Consider the following 20,407-nt stretch of genomic DNA (forward strand, 5'->3'; position numbering starts at 1 on the left):
GATCAGCCGCCGGCGCCACCGCCACCGGCCTGGATGCCACCGGCGGTCAGCGCGGCCGGATCCAGCAGGCGCCGCAGCTCGGCCTCGTCCAGGCCGCTGTCCTCCAGCGCCACATCCAGCACCGGCCGCTGTTCCTTGTAGGCACGTTTGGCAATCGCCGCGGCCTTCTCATAGCCGATGATCGGGTTCAGCGCGGTCACCAGGATCGGGTTGCGGGCCAGGGCTTCGGCCACGCGGTCCTCGCGCACCTTCAGCCCGGCAATGGCGCTGTCGGCCAGCAGGGTGGACACGTTGGCCAGCAGGCCGATGCCATCGAGCAGGTTCACCGCGATCAGCGGCAGCGTCACGTTGAGCTGGAAATTGCCGGTCTGGCCGGCCACGGTGATCGCGGTGTGGTGGCCGATCACCTGCGCGCAGGCCATCACGGTCGCCTCGGGAATGACCGGGTTGACCTTGCCCGGCATGATCGAGCTGCCCGGCTGCAGGGCCGGCAGTTCGATCTCGCCCAGCCCGGCCAGCGGACCGGCATTCATCCAGCGCAGGTCATTGGCGATCTTGATCAGGGCCACCGCCAGCGCATTGAGCTGGCCGGACAGTTCCACGGCATCATCCTGCGATGCCAGGCCTTCGAACTTGTTGTCGGCGCTGTCGAACTTGAACCCGGTCTGCTGCTTGAGGGCCTTGGCCACCTGGGCGCCGAAGCGCGGGTCGGCATTGATGCCGGTGCCGATGGCGGTGCCACCCAGCGGCAGGCGACGCACGCGCTTGAGGCTGTCCTCGATGCGCTCCTGCGCCGAAGCCAGCTGCGCCGACCACGCACCGAACTCCTGCTCGAAGGTCAGCGGCATCGCATCCATCAGGTGGGTGCGACCGGTCTTGACCACCTTGCGCAGGCTGCGGCCCTTCTTGTCCAGGGTTTTGCGCAGGTGCACCAGCGCCGGCAGCAGCTGCTCGTGCACGGCCAGCACGGCCGACACGCGCAGCGCGGTCGGGATCACGTCATTGGAGCTCTGGCCCTGGTTGACGTGGTCGTTGGGATGCACCGCGGTCTTGCCCGCCTTGCCGGCACGGTTGGCCAGGGTGGCAATGACCTCGTTGGCGTTCATGTTCGACGAGGTGCCCGAGCCGGTCTGGTAGACGTCGATCGGGAAATGCGCGTCCCAGTCACCGGCCGACACTTCGGCGGCGGCCACCTGGATGGCCTTGGCGACGACCTTGGGCAGGTGGCCCAGCTCGGCGTTGACGCCGGCGGCGGCACCCTTCACCAGGCCCAGGGCACGGATGAACCCGCGCGGCATGCGCTGGCCCGAGACCGGGAAATTCTGCACGGCACGCTGGGTCTGCGCGCCCCACAGGGCGTCGGCAGGTACCTGCAGCTCACCCATGCTGTCGTGTTCGATCCGGAACGTCGCGGTTCCACCCTTGTTTGCAGCTTTGCTCATTGCATCGACTCCGCACTACTTCTGTTGGGGAAAGGGAAGCGGCGGCTGGCAGCGGGTCGCTTCCCGGGGCTGGCGGCTGTGCCAACGATACTCCCTTGTCCGCAGCAGGGGACAACGCCAATGGACCACTTCGTCCGATCGGTCGCACCGTCCGATGGGTCGCACCGTCCGATGGGTCGCACCGTCCGATCGGTAGCGCCGGGCCATGCCCGGCGAGCGCGAAGCGCGGCAGCCCGCAGCGTCGTAGAATATGGCCCCCGCCGCTCGCCCCAGCCCTGCCGACATGTCCGATTACGCCCTGCTCGCCCTGTCCCCGCTCGATGGCCGTTATGCCGGCAAGGTCGATGCCCTGCGCCCGATCTTCTCCGAATACGGCCTGATCAAGGCCCGCATCACGGTCGAGGTCGAGTGGCTGCTGGCCCTGGGCGCCGAGCCGGGCATCGTCGAGCTGGCCGCGTTCTCCGACGCCGCCACCGCCCGCCTGCGTGCCCTGGCCGCCAACCTCACCCCGGCCCAGGCCGCGCGCGTGAAGGAGATCGAGCGCACCACCAACCATGACGTCAAGGCGGTGGAGTACTTCATCAAGGAACAGCTGAAGGACGACGCCGAGCTGGCCCCGGCGCTGGAATTCGTGCATTTCGCCTGCACCAGCGAAGACATCAACAATCTCAGCTACGGCCTGATGCTGGAACAGGCCCGCCGCGAAGTGCTGCTGCCGAGCCTGGACGGCATCGCCGCCACCCTGCGCACCCTGGCCCACGCCCAGGCCGCACAGCCGATGCTGTCGCGCACCCACGGCCAGACCGCCTCGCCGACCACCCTGGGCAAGGAGCTGGCCAACGTGGTCGCCCGCCTGGAGCGCCAGCGCCGGCAGATCGCCGCGGTCGAGCTGACCGGCAAGATCAACGGTGCGGTGGGCAACTACAACGCCCACGTCGCCAGCTACCCGGCGGTGGACTGGCCGGCCTTCGCCGAGCGCTTCGTGACCAGCCTGGGCCTGGTGTTCAACCCGTACACCACGCAGATCGAGCCGCACGACAACATCGCCGAGATCGGCGATGCCGCGCGCCGCGCCAACATCATCCTGATCGACCTGGCCCGCGACATCTGGGGCTACATCTCGCTGGGCTACTTCAAGCAGCGCCTGAAGGAAGGCGAAGTCGGTTCGTCGACGATGCCGCACAAGGTCAACCCGATCGATTTCGAGAATGCCGAGGGCAACTTCGGCATCGCCAACGCCCTGTTCGAGCACTTCAGCGCGAAGCTGCCGATCAGCCGCTGGCAGCGTGACCTGACCGATTCCACGGTGCTGCGCGCACTGGGCACCGCCTTCGGCCACGGCCAGGTGGCGCTGGATTCGCTGGCCAAGGGCCTGGGCAAGCTGGAAGTGAACCCGCAGCGCCTGGATGCCGATCTGGACGCGGCCTGGGAAGTGCTGGCCGAGGCCGTGCAGACGGTGATGCGCCGCCACGGCCTGCCGAACCCGTACGAGCAGCTGAAGGCGCTGACCCGTGGGCAGGGCATCACGGCGGAGTCGATGCGGGCGTTCGTGGAGACGCTGGCGCTGCCGGAGGATGCCAAGCAGTCGCTGCGTGAGATGACCCCGGGTAGTTACACGGGTCTGGCTGAGGCGCTGGCGAAGAAGATCTAAGGGGTTTTCCTTGCGGCGGCGGCCGCGGCGCTGCCTGCGGCAGGCTTTACTGCCAGGGCAACGGCAACGGCAACGTCAAAAGCGGCTCTGGGTTATGCCGTGCTGGGCGGGGCGGGTTGGGTTCGCGGGACACGCCGTGAACCCATCCCTGGGGGCTCGTAGGCGCCATCCATGGCGCCTGCGGTCCCGCGAACCCAACCCGCCCCACCCCTGACAGTTTCCCGGTGACGGATGAGTAGATCCACGCCATGCGTGGATGACGTTGTCGGGACGGAATTTGAAAGAGGGACGCGGCTTCGCCGCGTCCCTCTTTTTTTGGGGCGCTGTTGTAGAGCCGAGCCCACGCTCGGCTGCCTTTCTCGGGGACAACGGCACGAGCAAGCGCAGCGCGCGACCCGCGTTGCTTTTGCTTTTCTTCTTCCATTCCGTGGCGGGCCGCGCAGGAAACTGTCAGGGGCCGGGCGGGTGGGCTGCGCGGGGGCGTGAGCCGCATGGATGCGGCGACCGAGCTTACATGGACGTACTTGCAGCGTCCCCCGCGCAGCCCACCCGCCCGGCCAAGCCCATGAAGCTGGTCGACTAACAGTCGACCCCACCAAAACACCGCCACGAGGGGCTCCGCCGTTGGCCGGATCCCCCGCGACAATCCCGCGCACGTGCGCAATGCCCGCGAACGGCGGACAATGGAGATCTCAGGCGGCCCGCCACGCCGCCCCTCCCGCTTTCCGCTGCAAGGAATCCCCATGGCCGCCCGCAAGTCCACCGCCCCCCTCATCGAAGTCACCGCCCGCCCCGGCAAGCCGCTGGGCATGGCCCCGGCCACCTTCCTGCGCGACTTCTGGCAGAAGCGCCCGCTGCTGATCCGCAACGCCTTCCCCGATTTCCAGACCCCGGTGCAGCCGGAAGACCTGGCCGGGCTGGCCTGCGAGGAAGGCGTGCTCGCGCGCCTGATCCAGCACGACAAGGCCCAGGACGGCTGGCGCGTGCGCAGCGGCCCGTTCCAGGAAGACGTGTTCCCCGCCCTGCCCGACCACGACTGGACCCTGCTGGTGCAGGACGTCGACAAGTGGGACCCGGACGTGCGCGCGCTGATCGAATACTTCAACTTCCTGCCGCGCTGGCGCATGGATGACGTGATGATCAGCTTCGCCGCCACCGGTGGCTCGGTCGGCGCCCATGTCGACCAGTACGACGTGTTCCTGCTGCAGGCCCACGGCCACCGCCGCTGGCAGATCGACGCCAGCGAATCGATCAAGGGCAAGCGCCCGCCGCTGGGCTTCCGCCCGGACGTGGAACTGAAGCTGCTGCAGGTGTTCAAGCCCACCCACGACTGGGTGCTGGCGCCGGGCGACATGCTGTACCTGCCGCCGAACGTGCCGCACCACGGCGTGGCCGAGGATCCCTGCCTGACCTTCTCCTTCGGCATGCGCGCGCCGGCCTCGGCCGAGCTGATCAGCGACTACCTGGACACCCTCATCGCCGATGCCGATGAGAACATCCGCTACCAGGACCCCGACCTGAAGGTGCCGGCCGACCCGAACGAAATCGACACGGTGGCGATGGCGCGGGTGATCACCGCGCTCAACGCCATCCGCATGAACGACCCGGACAAGCTGGGTGACTGGTTCGGCCGCTTCATCACCACCTACCGCGCGGCGGGCGAAGTGATCGCCCACCAGGCCGCCCCGGCCCCGGAGGAAGTGGTCCAGGCCCTGGCCTCGGGCCTGCTGCTGCAGCGCCACCCGTGGGCGCGCCTGGCCTGGCGCCGGGCCAAGCGTGGCGCCAGCCTGTATGTCAGCGGCCAGGATTTCGCCCTGCCGGTGAAGGACGCGCAGCGCCTGGCCGGTGCCGAGCAGCTCGACGCGGCGGCCTACCGTGGCCTGTCCGACAAGGGCCGCGCGGTGCTGCAGCAGCTGCTGGTCGGCGGCGTGTTCCAGCTGATCGACCCGAACGAGGTGTTTGAGGACGAGGACGAAGGCGAGGACGCCGCGGTGCTGGGCGAAGTGGTCGAAGGCCACGACCAGGTGGCCGAGCTCGACGACGAAGTGGTCTCCGACGACGTGCACACCGTGACCGTCCACGACGACGGCATCGAGGTCATCGTCAACTTCGAAGACCACGACGAAGACGACAGCGACGCCGGTCGCGCCTGAGCCATGGCCACGATCCGGGTCCAGCAGGTCAGCCACGCCGACGCCCACGTCGCCATCCACGACGTGCGGCAGCGGGTGTTCGTGCAGGAACAGGGCATCGCCGCCGAACTGGAGCGTGATGCGCTGGACCCGGTCTGTGCCCACGTGCTGGCCCTGGACGCCGACGGCCAGCCCGTCGGCACCGGCCGCCTGGCCCCCGATGGCCGCATCGGCCGCATGGCGGTGCTGGCCAGCCTGCGCAACCAGGGCGTCGGCGAGGCCCTGCTGGAGGCGCTGGTGCAGGCCGGTCGCCAGCTCGGCCTAGCCGAGGTGCACCTGCACGCGCAGCTGCCGGCGCGTGATTTCTACGCCCGCCAGGGCTTCCTGCCCGAAGGCGAGGTGTTCGAGGAGGCCGGCATCGGCCACCAGCAGATGCGCCGCCGGCTGGGCGTGGCCAGCGCCATCGACAGCCGCGCCGAGGCGGTGGCCATCACCACGGCCATCATCCACCGCGCCCGTCGCCAGCTGTGGCTGCACAGCCGCCAGCTCGACCCCGGCCTGCTGGATGCGCCGCCGGTGCAGGCGGCCCTGCGCCGCTTCGTGACCGCCCGCCACGACAAGCAGCTGCGGGTGATCGTGCACGATGCGGCCGCAATTGCGGCTGCCGGCGCACCGCTGCTGGCCCTGGCCCAGCGCCTGCCCAGCGTGATCCAGTTCCGCGAGGTCAGCGATCCGATCGACCGTGCGCTGGCCTCGGCCTGTCTGGTCAATGACGCGGGCGACTTCTACTTTCGTCTTATCGGCCATCGCCTGGACGGCGAAGCCGGGATCTCGCTGCCGGCACGTTCGCAGCCGTTCGAGCAGCAATTGCAGCGTGTCTGGGACCGTTCGCGCGATTGCAGCGAACTGCGCGCGCTCGGCATCTGAGCGCGCTGTCCCGGACAAACCTGTCTGGGAGCGACACCGGGGGACGCGCAATGCCGCTGGCGGTGCCCCTTCGTGTCCGGATGGGGGTACAATTTGGCCGTTTGAACGCGCCCGTGCAGGGCTATTCATTTTCCTGCAGGGTCCTTCTGAAGCCATACCCCACAAAGCGAATCAGCACCCTCCATCGTGGACAATCAACTGAAGCAGTTTGCGCAATCTTCGCAACTCGCCGGCGGCAACGCCTCCTATGTCGAGGACCTGTACGAGCAGTACCTGGTCTCCCCGGATAGTGTCGATCCCAAATGGAAAACCTACTTCGACGGCTTCAAGGGCCGCGAAGCAGGCGACATTCCGCACTCGGCCGTCATCTCCCACATCGCGGACGCGGCCAAGGATGCGCTGAAAGCCGGCACCGGCACGGGTGCAGGCGACGAGCGTGAGCGCAATGTCGGTCGTCTGATCACCGCCTACCGCTCGCGCGGCCATCTCGATGCGCGTCTGGACCCGCTGGGCCTGACCACGCCGGTCAACACCCCGGACCTGGGCCTGCCGTTCCACAGCCTGTCCGACGGCGATCTCAACAGCGAGTTCAGCACCGGCGGCGTCGGCGGCCAGCCGCGCATGAAGCTGCGTGACCTGCTGGCGCGCCTGAAGGCGACCTACACCGGCTCGATCGGTGCAGAGTTCATGCACATCGCCGAAGTCGAGCAGCGCCAGTGGATCTACAAGAAGCTGGAACTGGCCGGTGGCAACTACCAGCTGGACGCTGACACCCAGCGCCGCACACTGGAGCGCCTGACCGCCGCCGAAGGCCTCGAGCGTTACCTGCACACCAAGTACGTCGGCCAGAAGCGCTTCTCGCTGGAAGGCGGCGACTCGCTGATCCCGATGATGGACACCATCATCCGCAGCGCCGGCAAGGATGGCGTCAAGGACGTGGTCGTCGGCATGGCCCACCGTGGCCGCCTGAACGTGCTGGTCAACACCCTCGGAAAGAACCCGCGCAAGCTGTTCGACGAGTTCGAAGGCAAGTTCGAGCACGACGAGCACGCCTCGGCCGGCGACGTGAAGTACCACATGGGCTTCTCGGCCGACGTGGCCACCGACGGTGGCCCGGTGCATCTGGCGCTGGCGTTCAACCCGTCGCACCTGGAAATCGCCGACCCGGTCGTTGCCGGTTCCGTGCGTTCGCGCCAGGAGCGCCGCAAGGACACCGCGCGCAAGCAGGTCATGCCGATCCTCATCCACGGCGACGCGGCCTTCTCCGGCCAGGGCGTGGTCATGGAGCTGTTCCAGATGTCGCAGGCCCGCGGCTTCGCCGTCGGCGGCACCGTGCACATCGTGGTCAACAACCAGGTCGGCTTCACCACCTCCAACCCGCTGGATACGCGTTCCACGCGCTATGCCACCGACGTGGCGAAGATGATCGCCGCTCCGGTGCTGCACGTGAACGGCGATGATCCGGAAGCGGTCGTGTTCGCCGCGCAGCTGGCCTTCGAGTTCCGCCAGAAGTTCGCCAAGGACGTGGTCATCGACCTGATGTGCTACCGCCGTTGGGGCCACAACGAGGCCGACGAACCGGCGATCACCCAGCCGCTGATGTACCAGGTGATCCGCAAGCACCCGACCACCCGCGAGCTGTACGCCGAGCAGCTGGAAAAGGCAGGCGTGATCGCCGCCGGCGCCGGCAAGGCGATGGTCGATGCGTACCGCGACAAGCTGGACGGTGGCGAAGTGACCACCGAACTGGCCAAGGTCGAGAAGACCCCGCCGACCAGCCCCCTGTTCGTCGATTGGCCGAAGCTGCTGGAAGGCAAGCTGTCCGATGAGATCTCCACCAAGGTGGACAAGGACAAGCTGGTCGAACTGGCCAAGCTGATCAACACCGTGCCGGAAGAAGTGCAGCTGCACTCGCGCGTGTCGAAGGTCTACGACGACCGCCGCAAGATGGCCGCCGGCGAGATCCCGGGTGACTGGGGCTTTGCCGAGAACCTGGCCTACGCCACCCTGCTGGACGAGGGCAATGCCCTGCGCCTGGTCGGCCAGGACGTCGGCCGCGGCACCTTCACCCACCGCCACGCGATCCTGCACGACCAGAAGACCGACAACTACTACCTGCCGCTGCGGCAGCTGGTGGATTCGCCGGAGAAGGCCACCATCATCGATTCGCTGCTGAGCGAAGAAGCCGTGATGGCCTACGAGTACGGTTTCTCGACCACCGATCCCAACACCCTGTGCATCTGGGAAGGCCAGTTCGGCGACTTCGCCAACGGCGCCCAGGTGGTGATCGACCAGTTCATCGCCGCCGGCGAAGCCAAGTGGGGCCGTATCACCGGCCTGACCCTGCTGCTGCCGCACGGTTATGAAGGCCAGGGTCCGGAACACAGCTCGGCGCGCCTGGAGCGCTTCCTGCAGCTGTGCGCGCTGGAAAACATGCTGGTCGTGGTTCCGTCCACCCCGGCACAGGCCTTCCACATGCTGCGCCGCCAGCTGCACCTGACCACCCGCAAGCCGCTGGTGGTGATGTCGCCCAAGTCGCTGCTGCGCCACAAGCTGGCCGTGTCGACCCTGGACGAGCTGGCCAACGGCGAGTTCCAGCACCTGATCGGCGACACCAATGCCGATGCCAAGAAGGTCAAGCGCGTGGTGCTGTGCTCGGGCAAGGTCTACTACGACCTGCTGGAAGACCAGACCAAGCGTGGCCAGGACGACGTGGCGATCATCCGCGTGGAACAGCTGTACCCGTTCCCGCGTGCGCTGCTGGCCGCCGAACTGAAGAAGTACGGCAAGGCCACCGACGTGGTGTGGACGCAGGAAGAACCGCAGAACCAGGGTGCGTGGTACCAGATCCGCCACCACCTGCAGTTCTGCCTGGCTGATGGCCAGAGCCTGCACTACGCCGGTCGCGCACGTTCGGCTTCGCCGGCTGCCGGTCACATGGCTGACCACGTCCGCGAACAGCAGCAGCTGGTCGCCGATGCGCTGGTCAACCCGTTCAACGACACGTTCGCTGAATAATTCCTCCCCCTATTTAGAAGACAAACCAGGAAGCTCCCGCAATGGCCACCGAAGTCAAAGCCCCGGTACTGCCCGAATCCGTCGCCGACGGCACCATCGCCACCTGGCACAAGAAGGTGGGCGACGCCGTCAAGCGCGACGAAAACCTGCTTGACCTGGAAACCGACAAGGTCGTCCTGGAAGTGCCGTCGCCGGTCGACGGCGTGATCAAGGAGATCAAGTTCAAGGAAGGCGACACCGTGACCTCCAGCCAGGTCGTGGCGATCATCGAAGAAGGCGCCGTGGCTGCTGCCCCGGCTCCGGCCGCTGAAGCTGCTCCGGCGGCTGCCGCTGCCCCGGCCGCTGCTGCTCCGGCCGCTGCCGCCGCTCCGGCCCCGGCCGCCAAGTCGGCCGCCGACGCGCTGCCGCCGGGCGCCCGCTTCACCGCCATCACCGAAGGCGTGAACCCGTCCGACGTCGACGGCACCGGCCGCCGCGGTGCGGTCACCAAGGAAGACATCGTCAACTTCGCCCGCAACGGCGGCGCCGGCAAGGCCGGTGGCGCACGTCCGGAAGAACGCGTGCCGATGACCCGCATCCGCAAGCGCATCGCCGAGCGCCTGATGGAGTCGAAGAACTCCACCGCCATGCTGACCACCTTCAACGAAGTCGACCTGTCCAAGGTGTCGGCGGCGCGCAAGGACCTGCAGGACGAGTTCGTCAAGGCACACGGCATCAAGCTGGGCTTCATGAGCTTCTTCGTGAAGGCCGCTGCCAATGCCCTGCAGCGCTTCCCGCTGGTCAACGCCTCGATCGACGGCGACGACATCATCTACCACGGCTACTCGGACATCTCGATCGCCGTGTCCACCGAGAAGGGCCTGGTCACCCCGGTCCTGCGCAACGTCGAGCGCATGTCGTTCGCCGACATCGAAAAGACCATCGCCGACTACGCCAAGAAGGCGCGTGACGGCAAGCTGGGCCTGGACGAACTGCAGGGCGGCACCTTCACCGTGACCAACGGCGGCACCTTCGGTTCGCTGCTGTCGACCCCGATCATCAACCCGCCGCAGAGCGCCATCCTGGGCATGCACGCCATCAAGGAGCGTCCGATCGCCCAGAACGGCCAGGTCGTGATCGCGCCGATGATGTACCTGGCCCTGTCCTACGACCATCGCATCATCGATGGCAAGGACTCGGTGCAGTTCCTGGTGGACATCAAGAACCAGCTGGAAAACCCGGGCCGCATGCTGTTCGGCCTGTAAGAGACCTCCCGCCCCTCCGCGCCTGCGCGGAGGGGTTCTGGTATAGCAACAAGGACTATTTCAATGGCTGAACAATTCGACGTCGTCGTCATCGGTGCCGGCCCGGCCGGTTACCACGCTGCCATCCGCGCGGCACAGCTGGGCCTGAAGACCGCCTGCATCGACGCAGCGCTGGGCAAGGACGGCAAGCCGGCCCTGGGCGGCACCTGCCTGCGCGTGGGCTGCATCCCGTCCAAGGCGCTGCTGGATTCCTCGCGCCAGTTCTGGAACATGGGCCACATCTTTGGCGACCACGGCATCAGCTTCAAGGATGCCAAGATCGACGTCGAAGCGATGGTTGGCCGCAAGGACAAGATCGTCAAGCAGTTCACCGGCGGCATCGCCATGCTGTTCAAGGCCAACAAGGTCGCCACCTACTACGGTTTCGGTGAACTGCAGCCGGGCAACGTGGTCAAGGTGAAGCAGCACGACGGCTCGGAAGTCGAGCTGAAGGGCACCAACGTCATCATCGCCGCCGGTTCGGATTCGATCGAACTGCCGTTCGCCAAGTTCGACGGCGACGTCATCGTCGACAACGTCGGCGGCCTGGACTTCACCGAAGTGCCGAACCGCCTGGCCGTGATCGGCGCCGGCGTCATCGGCCTGGAACTGGGCAGCGTGTGGAAGCGCCTGGGCGCTGAAGTCACCATCCTGGAAGCACTGCCGGAGTTCCTGGCCGTGGCCGACGCCGAAGTGGCCAAGACCGCTGCCAAGGAATTCAAGAAGCAGGGCCTGGACATCCGCCTCGGCGCCAAGGTCTCCAAGACCGAGATCACCGGCAAGGGCAAGAAGAAGGAAGTCGTTGTCACCTATACCGACAGCGAAGGCGAGAAGACCCTGACCGTGGACAAGCTGCTGGTGGCCGTCGGCCGTCGCGCCGCCACCAAGGGCCTGCTGGCCGAAGGCACCGGCGTCAAGGTCAACGAGCGTGGCCAGATCGAAGTCGACGCGCACTGCCACACCGGCGTCAACGGCGTCTGGGCGGTCGGTGACTGCGTGCGCGGCCCGATGCTGGCGCACAAGGGCTTCGAGGAAGGCATCGCGGTTGCCGAACTGATCGCTGGCCTGCCGGGCCACGTCAACTTCGACACCATCCCGTGGGTCATCTACACCGAGCCGGAACTGGCATGGGTCGGCAAGACCGAAGCCCAGCTGAAGGCCGAGGGCATCCCGTACAAGGCCGGCAGCTTCCCGTTCGCCGCCAACGGTCGCGCGGTGGCGATGATCGAGCCGGCAGGCTTCGTGAAGATCCTGGCCCACGCCGAAACCGATCGCATCCTCGGCATGCACCTGGTCGGCGCCAACGTTTCCGAGCTGGTGCACGAAGGTGTGCTGACCATGGAGTTCAGCGGTTCGGCCGATGACCTGGCCCGCATCTGCCACGCCCACCCGTCGCTGTCGGAAGTGATCCACGACGCGGCGATGGCGGTCAGCAAGCGCGCCATCCACAAGGCGAACTGATCTGCATCATGGTAGGTGCCGACCGTTGGTCGGCACTCACCTGCAGACGAAAAACCCCGCTTCGGCGGGGTTTTTTGTTGCCTGCAACAGCGCCGCGTGTCTTGACCCTGCAATGCTGCGGTTCAATGATCGGGGCATCTGACCAAGGAAGGAACGACCATGCGCTCGACTCCCCTCGCCCGCACGTCGCGCACCGCTGCGGTGATGTTGATGGCAACCCTGGTTCCGCTGCTGGCCTTCGCAGCCGAACCGCTGGAAGGCGATTACCGCAGGGCCTCGGTGCAGCCGGTCGAAGTTAGCCCGCTCGGCGCCAACCAGATCAAAATCCGCTACAGCACGCCGGGCGAAACCCTGTTCCACTCCCCCGGCGTCGACTACCGCTCCACCGATGGCACCCTGCAGGTCGCCATCCGCCGCTGCGGCATCAAGGACAGCGGCTGTACTGTCACGGCCAAGGCCACCTCGCCCAAGGACGATCCGTGGCGGCCGGTGGTCGTGCTGCCCTACCGCGGCGAGAAGATCATGATGATGTACAGCGATGGCCAGCAGCAGGTCGTGCCTGCGCCGCCGGCAACGGGTTCACGCTGATCCGGATGCGCTGGCCGCAGCGCCTGCGCCGACTACCTGCATGAACACCTGCGTTGCCCGCGATGCGTGCGCCGCCGGGGAACGGACCAGGCCGAACACGCGACGGATGACCGGGGCGACAGGCAGCACCCGCAGCCCCTGACGGTCCGACGGCAGGGTCGATTCGGGCACCAGCGAGACGCCCAGGCCCTCGCGCACCAGCACGCAGGCGCTGGCCCAGTCGCGCACCGTGATCCGCACGTCGCTCAGTTGCAGGCCAGCGTCTTCCATCAGACGCTGGCCATTCACCGTGCACCCGCCAGTCGCAAGGATGAAGGGCTCGGCGGCCAGCTCATCCAGCGCGATCCCGCGCTCGGTTGAACGACGCCCCAGCGGATGGGTCTGTGCAAGCACCGCCACCCACACGTCGCTGCCCAGTGCCAGGGGCGACCGCGCTGGCGCCGGGTTCATCACCACGCCCACGTCGACCGCGCCCGCGTCCAGCCACTGCTCGACCTCCTCGTCCGTGCCCTCCACCACCACCACCTCGATGCCCGGGTGGCGGCGCTGGAAATCACGCAGCAGTGCCGGCAGTACGGTCGAGATGATCGAGGGGAAGGTTGCCAGACGGATACGCGCACCGCTCACGCCCTGGTTGTCATCGGCCAGCGCGCGGATGGCCTGCAAGCTGCCCAGCATGGTGCGCGCGTGTTCGACCACCTGCGCGCCCAGCGCGGTGACATCCACCTGGCGCCGTTCGCGGACGAAGATCGGGAAGCCCAGTGCAGCCTCCAGCTGGCCGATGGCCTGGCTGGCACCGGACTGGCTGATGCCTACGCGCTCGGCAGCGCGCGAGATCGTGCCCTCGTCAGCCACCGCCACCAGCAGCCGCCAATGCGCGAGATTCATCATGGGATGCAGTAGCCCAGCTTATGGCAATGAAATCGAACATTAATTTTACCACCCTGGCCCTGCTGGGCAGACTGGCCTGCAGCGGCGCTTGCCACTGCCCATTCCCTGCCATGAGGTTTCCCTTGAAGCTGTACTACGCCCCCTACACCTGCTCGCTGTCGCCGCATATCGTGCTGCGCGAACTCGGCCTGCCCTTCGAACTGGTCAAGGTCGACAACGCGACCAAGCGCACCAGTGATGGCCGGGACTTCCGGAGCATCAGCCGCAAGGGCTACGTGGCGGCGCTGGAACTGGATGACGGGCAGGTGCTGAGCGAAGGCCCGGCCATCGTCCAGTACCTGGCCGATCTTCGGCCGGACAGCGGCCTGGCGCCGCCGCCTGCCAGCTGGCAACGGGTGCGCCTGCAGGAATGGCTGAACTTCGTCACCAGCGAGATCCACGCCGGGTCTGCGCCGCTGTTCAATGCCGATCTGCCGGATGGGGCCAAGGCCATCTTCCGGCAGAAGCTGTTCAAGCGCTTCGACCTGCTGCAGGAGACGCTGGCGGCACATGACTACCTGATGGGCGCTGCCTTCAGCGTGGTCGACGCCTATCTGTTCACCGTGCTCGGCTGGTGCCGCTTCTTTGCCATCGATCTGGCGCCGTGGCCGGCGCTGGAGGCCTACGTCCGCCGGATCAACACGCGCCCCGCGGTGCAGGCCGCATTGCGCGCAGAGGCGGCCTGATGCGCGCCCCCTGTAGAGCCGAGCCCATGCTCGGCTGACCCGGTGTAAAAAGCAGCCGAGCGCCGGCTCGGCTCTACCCTTGCCGGGCCGGCGCCGCCGGCTTTGGCGCGTCGTCACACACGCGGTGCTTGACCACGGTGTCACCCACCTTCCATTGCTTCACGACGCGACAGTTCTCCTTCGTCGCGGGCGCTTTCGAAGCTCGGGCGCCGGCCGCATCCGCTTCATCGGCAGCGGCCGACTGCTGGCGCTCCAGCCACGCCGAGGTGGGCGCCGGCGACTGCGCCAGTGCCGGTCCCGCCAGCACGGCCAGCGCAACCGTCAGCAGCGCCTTCATGCCGTCACCGCCCGGCCACCCAGCAGTCGTGCGGGCAGCATGAACAGCGCGCGCAGGAAGGCGAACACGGCGGAGAACGTGATGCCGACAAGGCGGAACGGCAGGCTCAGCAGCCAGACGAACGGCCAGGCAACCAGCGCCAGCAGCGCCAACGGCCAGCACAGCACGAACAGCAGGCACCACACGCCCAACGCGAACAGGGTCTTCATGACGGTCTCCTTGGGCGGCACCCTGCCGCCTGTGACCACCGTGCCGCCCGCCCGCAGCCGCCGCAAACGGATTGCGACGAAACCGGGCTGGGGGCGATGAAACGCGGTGCAGCGGTGGTCGCCGGGCCGGACCCGGCGCCACCGAAGGCTTTACCGCGCTGGCGGCCTCAGCGGCTGCCGCTGCTCAGGCGCAGGCCGACGCTGCTGGAACGATCACTGCCCCGGGCCTGTTCATGGCCCAGCAGCAGCGACAGGATCCAGCCGCGCGCGATGGACACGTCCACGCCGGCCGACAGCGACAGCAGATCGTCGTTGTAGCTGCGCATCGTCAGGCGGTAGTCCTGCGGACGCGCCCACTCGGCGTAGTTCAACGTCGCCTCACCGCGATCCTGCAGCGCCTGCCGGTACTCGATGCTCCAGAACGGGCGCAGGCGCGCCTCGGCCGTTTCGACCGCGCTGCCTTCCAGGCCGAACGCCAGCGCGCGGCTGTCGACGACATGGCGGCCGTAGGCCAGATCCAGTTCACCCAGCCCATGCTCGCGGTAGGCATCCAGCGTGCTGCGGCTGCCATCCACCCGTGCGTAGCCACTCATGCGCATACCCGACAGCACCTGCTCATAGCCCAGCGCCAGCGAACCGAACCACTGCGAGCCCTCGCGACGGGCCACCGCGATCGCACCGGCATCGCGGCTCCAGCGCTGCAGGTCGAAGCGCAGGTCGCCGGTGGCCAGCACCGCATCGACGAACACGTGTTCGTTGCCGCGCCACAGGCCATACAACGCCAGCGAACGCTGGTCGGCCTGCAGGCGCGTGCGCGCATCATCCTGCTCGCTGTCGTTGCGGCCGATACTGCCGGCCACGCCCCACAGCGCGCTGTCGCCGAGGCGACGATCCACGCCCACGGTCAGGCCGTCGCTGCGCAGGTCGTACCGCCCTGCCCCGGTCGGCCCACCCCGGCCATAGGTGGCCGAACCCGAGGCCCAGGTGCCCCAGCCGGCGGGCAGCAGCGGACGCTCGTTATCCATCACCTGGCCCAGCGGCAGCGACGCCGCATCCGGTCCACGCGCGCCGGTCGACACCGACAACGTATTGCTGTCCGCGTTACCGCCGGCACGCACCTGGCGCAGGCGCTCGCGGATGTTGGCCTGCTGCGCGTTGGCGAAGCGCACGCTGGCGTCCACCTGCGCCTGCAGCAGCCCGGTCACGCCCGGGTCACGGGTCGGGTCCGGGCGCACGTTCACCACCAGCACCAGCTCGACACTGGCGGCGGCATAGCTGCCCGCAGCGGCCTGTTCGGCAGTGATCACCGCACGACCTTCGCCGTGCACGTGCACGGTGCGGCCTTCGATGCTGGCCACCGCGGTGTCGCTGCTGTGGAAGCTGAAGGCACCCGGGCTCGCGCTGGTCGGCAGCGGCAGTTCGAAGCTGCCCTGTTCCAGCAGGCGCTGCAGGTCGGCACTCCACGCCAGCACCGGCACGGCCAGCGCGATCTCGACGATGCGTTGCTGCTGCGGCGCTGCTTCATGGTTGGCATCGCCATCCTGGTCCACGGTCAGCACGCAACGCCCCGCCGCCAGCATCGCGACGCGGGTGCCGCTCACACTGCAGACCGCGGGGCTGCTGCTGCCGAAACGCAGCGGCTGGCCCGACGCGCCGCCCTGTGCCGAGACCTCGAAGCTGCCGCCCTCGCTGTAGACCGGCGTTGCCGGGTCCACGCTGAAGCCGGTGATCGCCTGCGCGGCCTGCGCGATCTTCAGCTGGTAGCGCGCCACACCGGTGAAGCCATAGGTATCGCTGACTTCCACGTCGAAATCGAACACGCCGGCCAGAGTGGCCACACCCTGCAGCTGGCCGTCGCTGGACAGCAGCACGCCGGGCGGCAGCGCGCCCGACATCAGGCGGAAGGCATACGGCGCGGTACCGCCACGCGCCTGCAGGCGCAGGCTGACCGGGCCGGCCTGGGTTGCCGGCGGCAGCGGCGCTTCCACTTCCTCGATCTGCGGCGCCGCCACGTCCAGCACGAATGCGCGGCGCGCGCGGAAGGGACCGCTGCCGGAACTGCTGTCGGTCACCTCGACCTCGATCTCGAAACGACCCGCCGCGACCGGCGTACCCGCCAGGTGCCCGCTGCGATCCAGACTGAGGCCCGTCGGCAGACTGCCGCCAACAGTCGCGTAGGTGTAAGGCGCTGCGCCACCGCTGCTGGACAACTGCGCGTCCAGCGCCGTACCGGCCACGGCCTGCGGCAACACGGCGGACTGCAGGACCACGGTCGGCGTGCCAACGATGATCGTGAGCGTGGCGGGCGCCGACGTGCGGAAGCCATCGCTGACGGTATAGGTGATGCTGTCGGTGCCGGCATAGCCCGCGGCCGGCGTGTAACGCAGCGTCATGCCCTGCACGTCAACCCGGCCATGCTGCGGGCCCACGGCCACCTGCACCTGCTCGGCCACACCGGCGACCGACAGCGGCAGCACGACGGCGGCAGCCCCGTAAGGCACGGCGATGCTGGAATCGGCCACGGCCAGATCCGGCAACGGCACCACCGCTGCCGAGGCAGCCGACGCCGCGCCGCTGCCGTACTCGCTGCGTGCAACCACCACGAAACGGTAGGCGCTGCCGTTGGCCAGGCCACGCACGGTGATCGGCGAGCTCGTACCGGTTGCGCTGATGCCACCCGGCTGCGCGGTCACGGTGTAATCGACGATGGCGCCACTGCCGGCCGACGGCGCATCGAAATACACCTCCACCTGTCCATCACCGGCCACGCCGCGCACGTTGGCGACGGCCGACGGCAGGTCGGCGCCCACGCGTACGCCCGTGGTCGCCCCCACATTGGCCAGCGCCGCACGCGCTTCGGTGCCCTGTGCATTGCGCAGGCTGCCGGCGGCGGCCTGCAGCGATTCCACCTCGATGCCATCTTCGTCGCGGTCGTCGGCCTGCAGCGTGTACTGGAAGCGCAGCACGCTGCCCTGCGCATCCGTCTCCACTGTCGAAAGCGTGGCCACCCGACGCTGGCTGCCGATGCGCAGCAGCAGCTGCGGCGCAGCGCCCACCTGCAGGGCCTGGTCGAACTGCACCGCAAAGGACAGTACCTGGCCGGCAAGGTAGCGGCCGACCGACGGCACCTGCACGGCGGTCACCGCCGGTGCGCCCCGCACGGTGAGCGGGTCGGACGGCAGCGATGCCGCGCCGGCACCCGCCGCATTGAAGGCGGTGATCACAAAGCGATGCGCGATGCCGGCCGGCAGCCCGTCGATGCGCAGCGGACTGCCACTGCCGCGCACGCTCTGCCCGCCCGGCAACGCCTGCAGCAGATAGCTGTCGACCGCGCTGCCGCCATCGAACGCCGGCGCCTGGAAGCTCACGTCCACGCTGCCCGCGGCAAGCACGACCGCGGTGATGCGCGGCGCGCCCGGCACCACGGCCAGCACGGCGAACGAGCGGCTGACGCGTGCTGCGGCATGGGTCGCGGTGTCACCCGCCTGGTCGGCATCGATGCTGCAGGTGCCTGCCGCAAGCAGGGTCACCCGGCCATCGGCAGCGACGCTGCAGACCCGGGGCGTGCTGCTGGACAGCGCGACCGGCAGGCCACTGCTGGCGATGGCCAGCACCTGCGGCGTGCTGCCGAACGGCTGTGCATCGAGCGCGTCGAACTGGATCTGCTGCTGCGCCATCGGCACCACGTCGTCTGATGCCGTGGACACCACGCCCAGCCCAGCCGCAGTACGTGCGGTGACCGTGAAGCGGTAGGCGACGCCGTTGCGCAGGCCGGTGAACACCACCGGTGAACCGGTTGCCTGCTGCTGCAGGCCACCCGGCTGCGCGGTCACCAGGTAATCCAGCACCGGGCTGCCGCCATCCTGCGCGGGCGCTGCGAACTGCAGCGTCGCCGTGCCATCGCCTGCGACCACATCGGTGATGGACGGTGCACCGGCCGGCTGCGCGCCGACCAGGATGCCGGCGGTGGCGCCGACGCCCGACAGCGTCAGCACCGCATCGATGTCATCGCTGCTGCGGATGCTGCCACCGGCCAGCTGCACGCCGTCGATGCCGATGCCATCCTCGTCGGACTGGCCCGGCACCACGGTGTAGCTGAAAGCCAGCTGGTTGCTGCCCGAGCCGGAGCGATAGCGCGCGGCCACCTGCTGGCCGCCGATCGACAGCAGCAGCGCGGGCACGCCCTGCACCGTGACCGGCTGGTCCAGGACCAGCAGGAAGTCGAGGCTCGCACCGGCCAGGTAGCGGCCGTCGGCCGGTAGCAGCAGGCTGGTCACGCGCGGCACGGCCGGCATCGTCACCGGGTCGGAGCCGGCGGAGAACGCCCCCGGTCCCGTCGCGGTGCGTGCACGCACGGCGAAGGTGTAGGTCTCGCCGGCACGCAGGCGGTTCACCCGCACCGGACTGGATCCACCCGTGACCACCGCGCGCGTCGGCAGTGTCAGCACTTCGTAGCTGGTGATGCTGCTGCCGCCATCACTGGCGGGCGCATCGAAGTAGACATCGACGCTGGTCGCGCCGATGCGTTGGACGCGAAGCAGGGTCGGCGCCGACGCCTGGGCGGCCACGACGCTGAAACTGCGCTCCACCGGCTGCGCCGCGCGCGTGCCGGCGTTGCCGGGCTGCAGCGCGCGCACCGTGCAGGTGCCGAGCGCGGACAGGCGCAGGTTGCCTGCACTTTCCAGCACGCAGACCAGCGGAGTCAGGCTCTCGTACTCGACGGTCAGGCCGCTGCTCGCGGTGGCCTGCAATGCAAGCAATGAACCCAACGGCCGGTCACCAGGCGCATCGAACTGGATCGTCTGCCCGGTCATCGGCGTGACCGCGGCGCTTGCCAGCGACGGCTGGCTGGCCTGGCTGCCGTTGTTGGCGATCACCTGGAACTGCACGGGCATGCCATTGGCAAGTCCGGTCACCGTGATCGGCGACTGCGTGCCAAGCGCCCACTCGCCCGTGGACGCCATCACGGCGTACTCGACAATGGGCGCGCCGCCGGTCTGCGCCGGTGCGGTGAAGCTGACCACGGCCTCGCCATCGCCGGCGACGGCCACGACCTGGCCGGGGGCATCGGGCGCGATGGCTGCGATGCTGCCTGTCAGCGGTTGGTGCGCGCTGGCGGCCGCGGCATCGGTGACCTCCGCGCTGACACTGAACGTACCCGCGACCTGCGGCGTGCCATGCAGGCGACCCGAGGGTTCAAGCACCAGCCCGGCGGGCAAGGTGCCAATGTTGATGCCGAAGCTGTAAGGCAGGGTGCCGCCACTGGCGGTCAGGTTGACATCAACCGTCGTGCCAACGGTGAACTGCTGCATCGCAGGGGCAGCCAGCTGCAGCGGTTGCGTGGCGGTGGAGATGCAGTTGATCTGGACCGGGCTGATGTACCTTCCGGTCTTGATGCTCATGAACAGGCCGTTGGCCGCCAGGAAGCTGCTGGCAATCGTTGCGGTGTGCGCTCCCGCTGACCCGGTATTGCTGCGGTAGTCGTAGCCTACCTGGGCGAAATTCGAGCTGCGGAAAATGATGGCGTCGGCCGATGTCGGCAGATTGCCGATGTTCTCGCCGCTGTCACTGAAACTGACCGTCAGCGACTCGCCCGGCAGAAAGGCCCCCTGTGCGAACGTCCGGGTCTCGTTGGTCGTGGTCCCTATCAGTTTGATGGCCTCGCAGGCCGCCGACGCCGCCTGCGCCACCCCCGTACCTGCCAGCAACTGCAACAGCACCACGCACATCCAGACGACACCGC

The 20,407-nt window shown here is 68.2% G+C and carries 13 protein-coding genes; 8 read left to right on the forward strand and 5 right to left on the reverse strand.

Annotated features, from left to right (window positions below):
* Nucleotides 1-2: 2 nt before the first annotated feature.
* On the reverse strand, nt 3-1,442 hold the full coding sequence (locus C1925_RS13195) for a class II fumarate hydratase (RefSeq protein WP_108769291.1): 1,440 nt from the start codon (nt 1,440-1,442) through the stop codon (nt 3-5).
* Between the two features lie 283 nt (nt 1,443-1,725).
* Here C1925_RS13195 and purB point away from each other — a divergent pair, with 283 nt between their 5' ends.
* From purB to C1925_RS13230, 7 genes are all read left to right on the forward strand, one after another.
* On the forward strand, nt 1,726-3,093 hold the full coding sequence (purB, locus tag C1925_RS13200) for an adenylosuccinate lyase (protein WP_108769292.1): 1,368 nt from the start codon (nt 1,726-1,728) through the stop codon (nt 3,091-3,093).
* A 743-nt stretch (nt 3,094-3,836) separates the two neighbouring features.
* On the forward strand, nt 3,837-5,246 hold the full coding sequence (locus C1925_RS13205; protein ID WP_108769293.1) for a cupin domain-containing protein: 1,410 nt from the start codon (nt 3,837-3,839) through the stop codon (nt 5,244-5,246).
* A 3-nt stretch (nt 5,247-5,249) separates the two neighbouring features.
* On the forward strand, nt 5,250-6,152 hold the full coding sequence (locus C1925_RS13210; RefSeq protein ID WP_108769294.1) for a GNAT family N-acetyltransferase: 903 nt from the start codon (nt 5,250-5,252) through the stop codon (nt 6,150-6,152).
* A gap of 186 nt (nt 6,153-6,338) precedes the next feature.
* Nucleotides 6,339-9,170 carry a 2-oxoglutarate dehydrogenase E1 component gene (locus C1925_RS13215; RefSeq protein WP_108769295.1) on the forward strand — a complete coding sequence of 944 codons (2,832 nt, stop codon included), beginning with the start codon at nt 6,339-6,341 and terminating at the stop codon, nt 9,168-9,170.
* 41 nt (nt 9,171-9,211) lie between these two features.
* Nucleotides 9,212-10,414 (forward strand): dihydrolipoyllysine-residue succinyltransferase, encoded by a 1,203-nt coding sequence (gene sucB / locus C1925_RS13220; protein WP_108769296.1) that lies wholly within the window; start codon nt 9,212-9,214, stop codon nt 10,412-10,414.
* Between the two features lie 63 nt (nt 10,415-10,477).
* Nucleotides 10,478-11,914, forward strand: coding sequence for a dihydrolipoyl dehydrogenase (lpdA, locus tag C1925_RS13225; protein WP_079222428.1), 1,437 nt, complete (start codon nt 10,478-10,480; stop codon nt 11,912-11,914).
* 159 nt (nt 11,915-12,073) lie between these two features.
* On the forward strand, nt 12,074-12,502 hold the full coding sequence (locus C1925_RS13230) for a hypothetical protein (protein ID WP_108769297.1): 429 nt from the start codon (nt 12,074-12,076) through the stop codon (nt 12,500-12,502).
* Here the strand turns inward: C1925_RS13230 and C1925_RS13235 are convergent.
* Nucleotides 12,494-13,390: a LysR family transcriptional regulator gene (locus C1925_RS13235; protein ID WP_254051322.1), complete on the reverse strand. Its 897-nt coding sequence runs from the start codon at nt 13,388-13,390 to the stop codon at nt 12,494-12,496. The two genes, C1925_RS13230 and C1925_RS13235, sit on opposite strands and share 9 nt — an antisense overlap.
* Nucleotides 13,391-13,515: 125 nt before the next feature.
* On the opposite strand from C1925_RS13235, the gene gstA reads away from it, so the two are divergent.
* Nucleotides 13,516-14,118, forward strand: coding sequence for a glutathione transferase GstA (gene gstA, locus C1925_RS13240; RefSeq protein ID WP_108769299.1), 603 nt, complete (start codon nt 13,516-13,518; stop codon nt 14,116-14,118).
* A 73-nt stretch (nt 14,119-14,191) separates the two neighbouring features.
* On the opposite strand, the gene C1925_RS13245 is transcribed toward gstA, so the two are convergent.
* The 3 genes from C1925_RS13245 to C1925_RS13255 all read right to left on the reverse strand — a co-directional run bounded on the left by C1925_RS13245 (nt 14,192) and on the right by C1925_RS13255 (nt 20,384).
* Nucleotides 14,192-14,455 (reverse strand): hypothetical protein, encoded by a 264-nt coding sequence (locus C1925_RS13245; protein ID WP_108769300.1) that lies wholly within the window; start codon nt 14,453-14,455, stop codon nt 14,192-14,194.
* A complete protein-coding gene (locus C1925_RS13250) occupies nt 14,452-14,664 on the reverse strand; it encodes a hypothetical protein (protein WP_108769301.1) in 213 nt (70 codons plus the stop codon). Before C1925_RS13250 ends, C1925_RS13245 begins: the two co-directional genes overlap by 4 nt.
* 167 nt (nt 14,665-14,831) lie before the next feature.
* The gene (locus C1925_RS13255; protein WP_159097528.1) at nt 14,832-20,384 is read right to left on the reverse strand and encodes a fibronectin type III domain-containing protein; all 5,553 of its coding nucleotides are present in this window, start codon (nt 20,382-20,384) and stop codon (nt 14,832-14,834) included.
* Nucleotides 20,385-20,407: the final 23 nt, after the last annotated feature.

Source organism: Stenotrophomonas sp. SAU14A_NAIMI4_5 (assembly GCF_003086795.1).
GTDB lineage: Bacteria > Pseudomonadota > Gammaproteobacteria > Xanthomonadales > Xanthomonadaceae > Stenotrophomonas.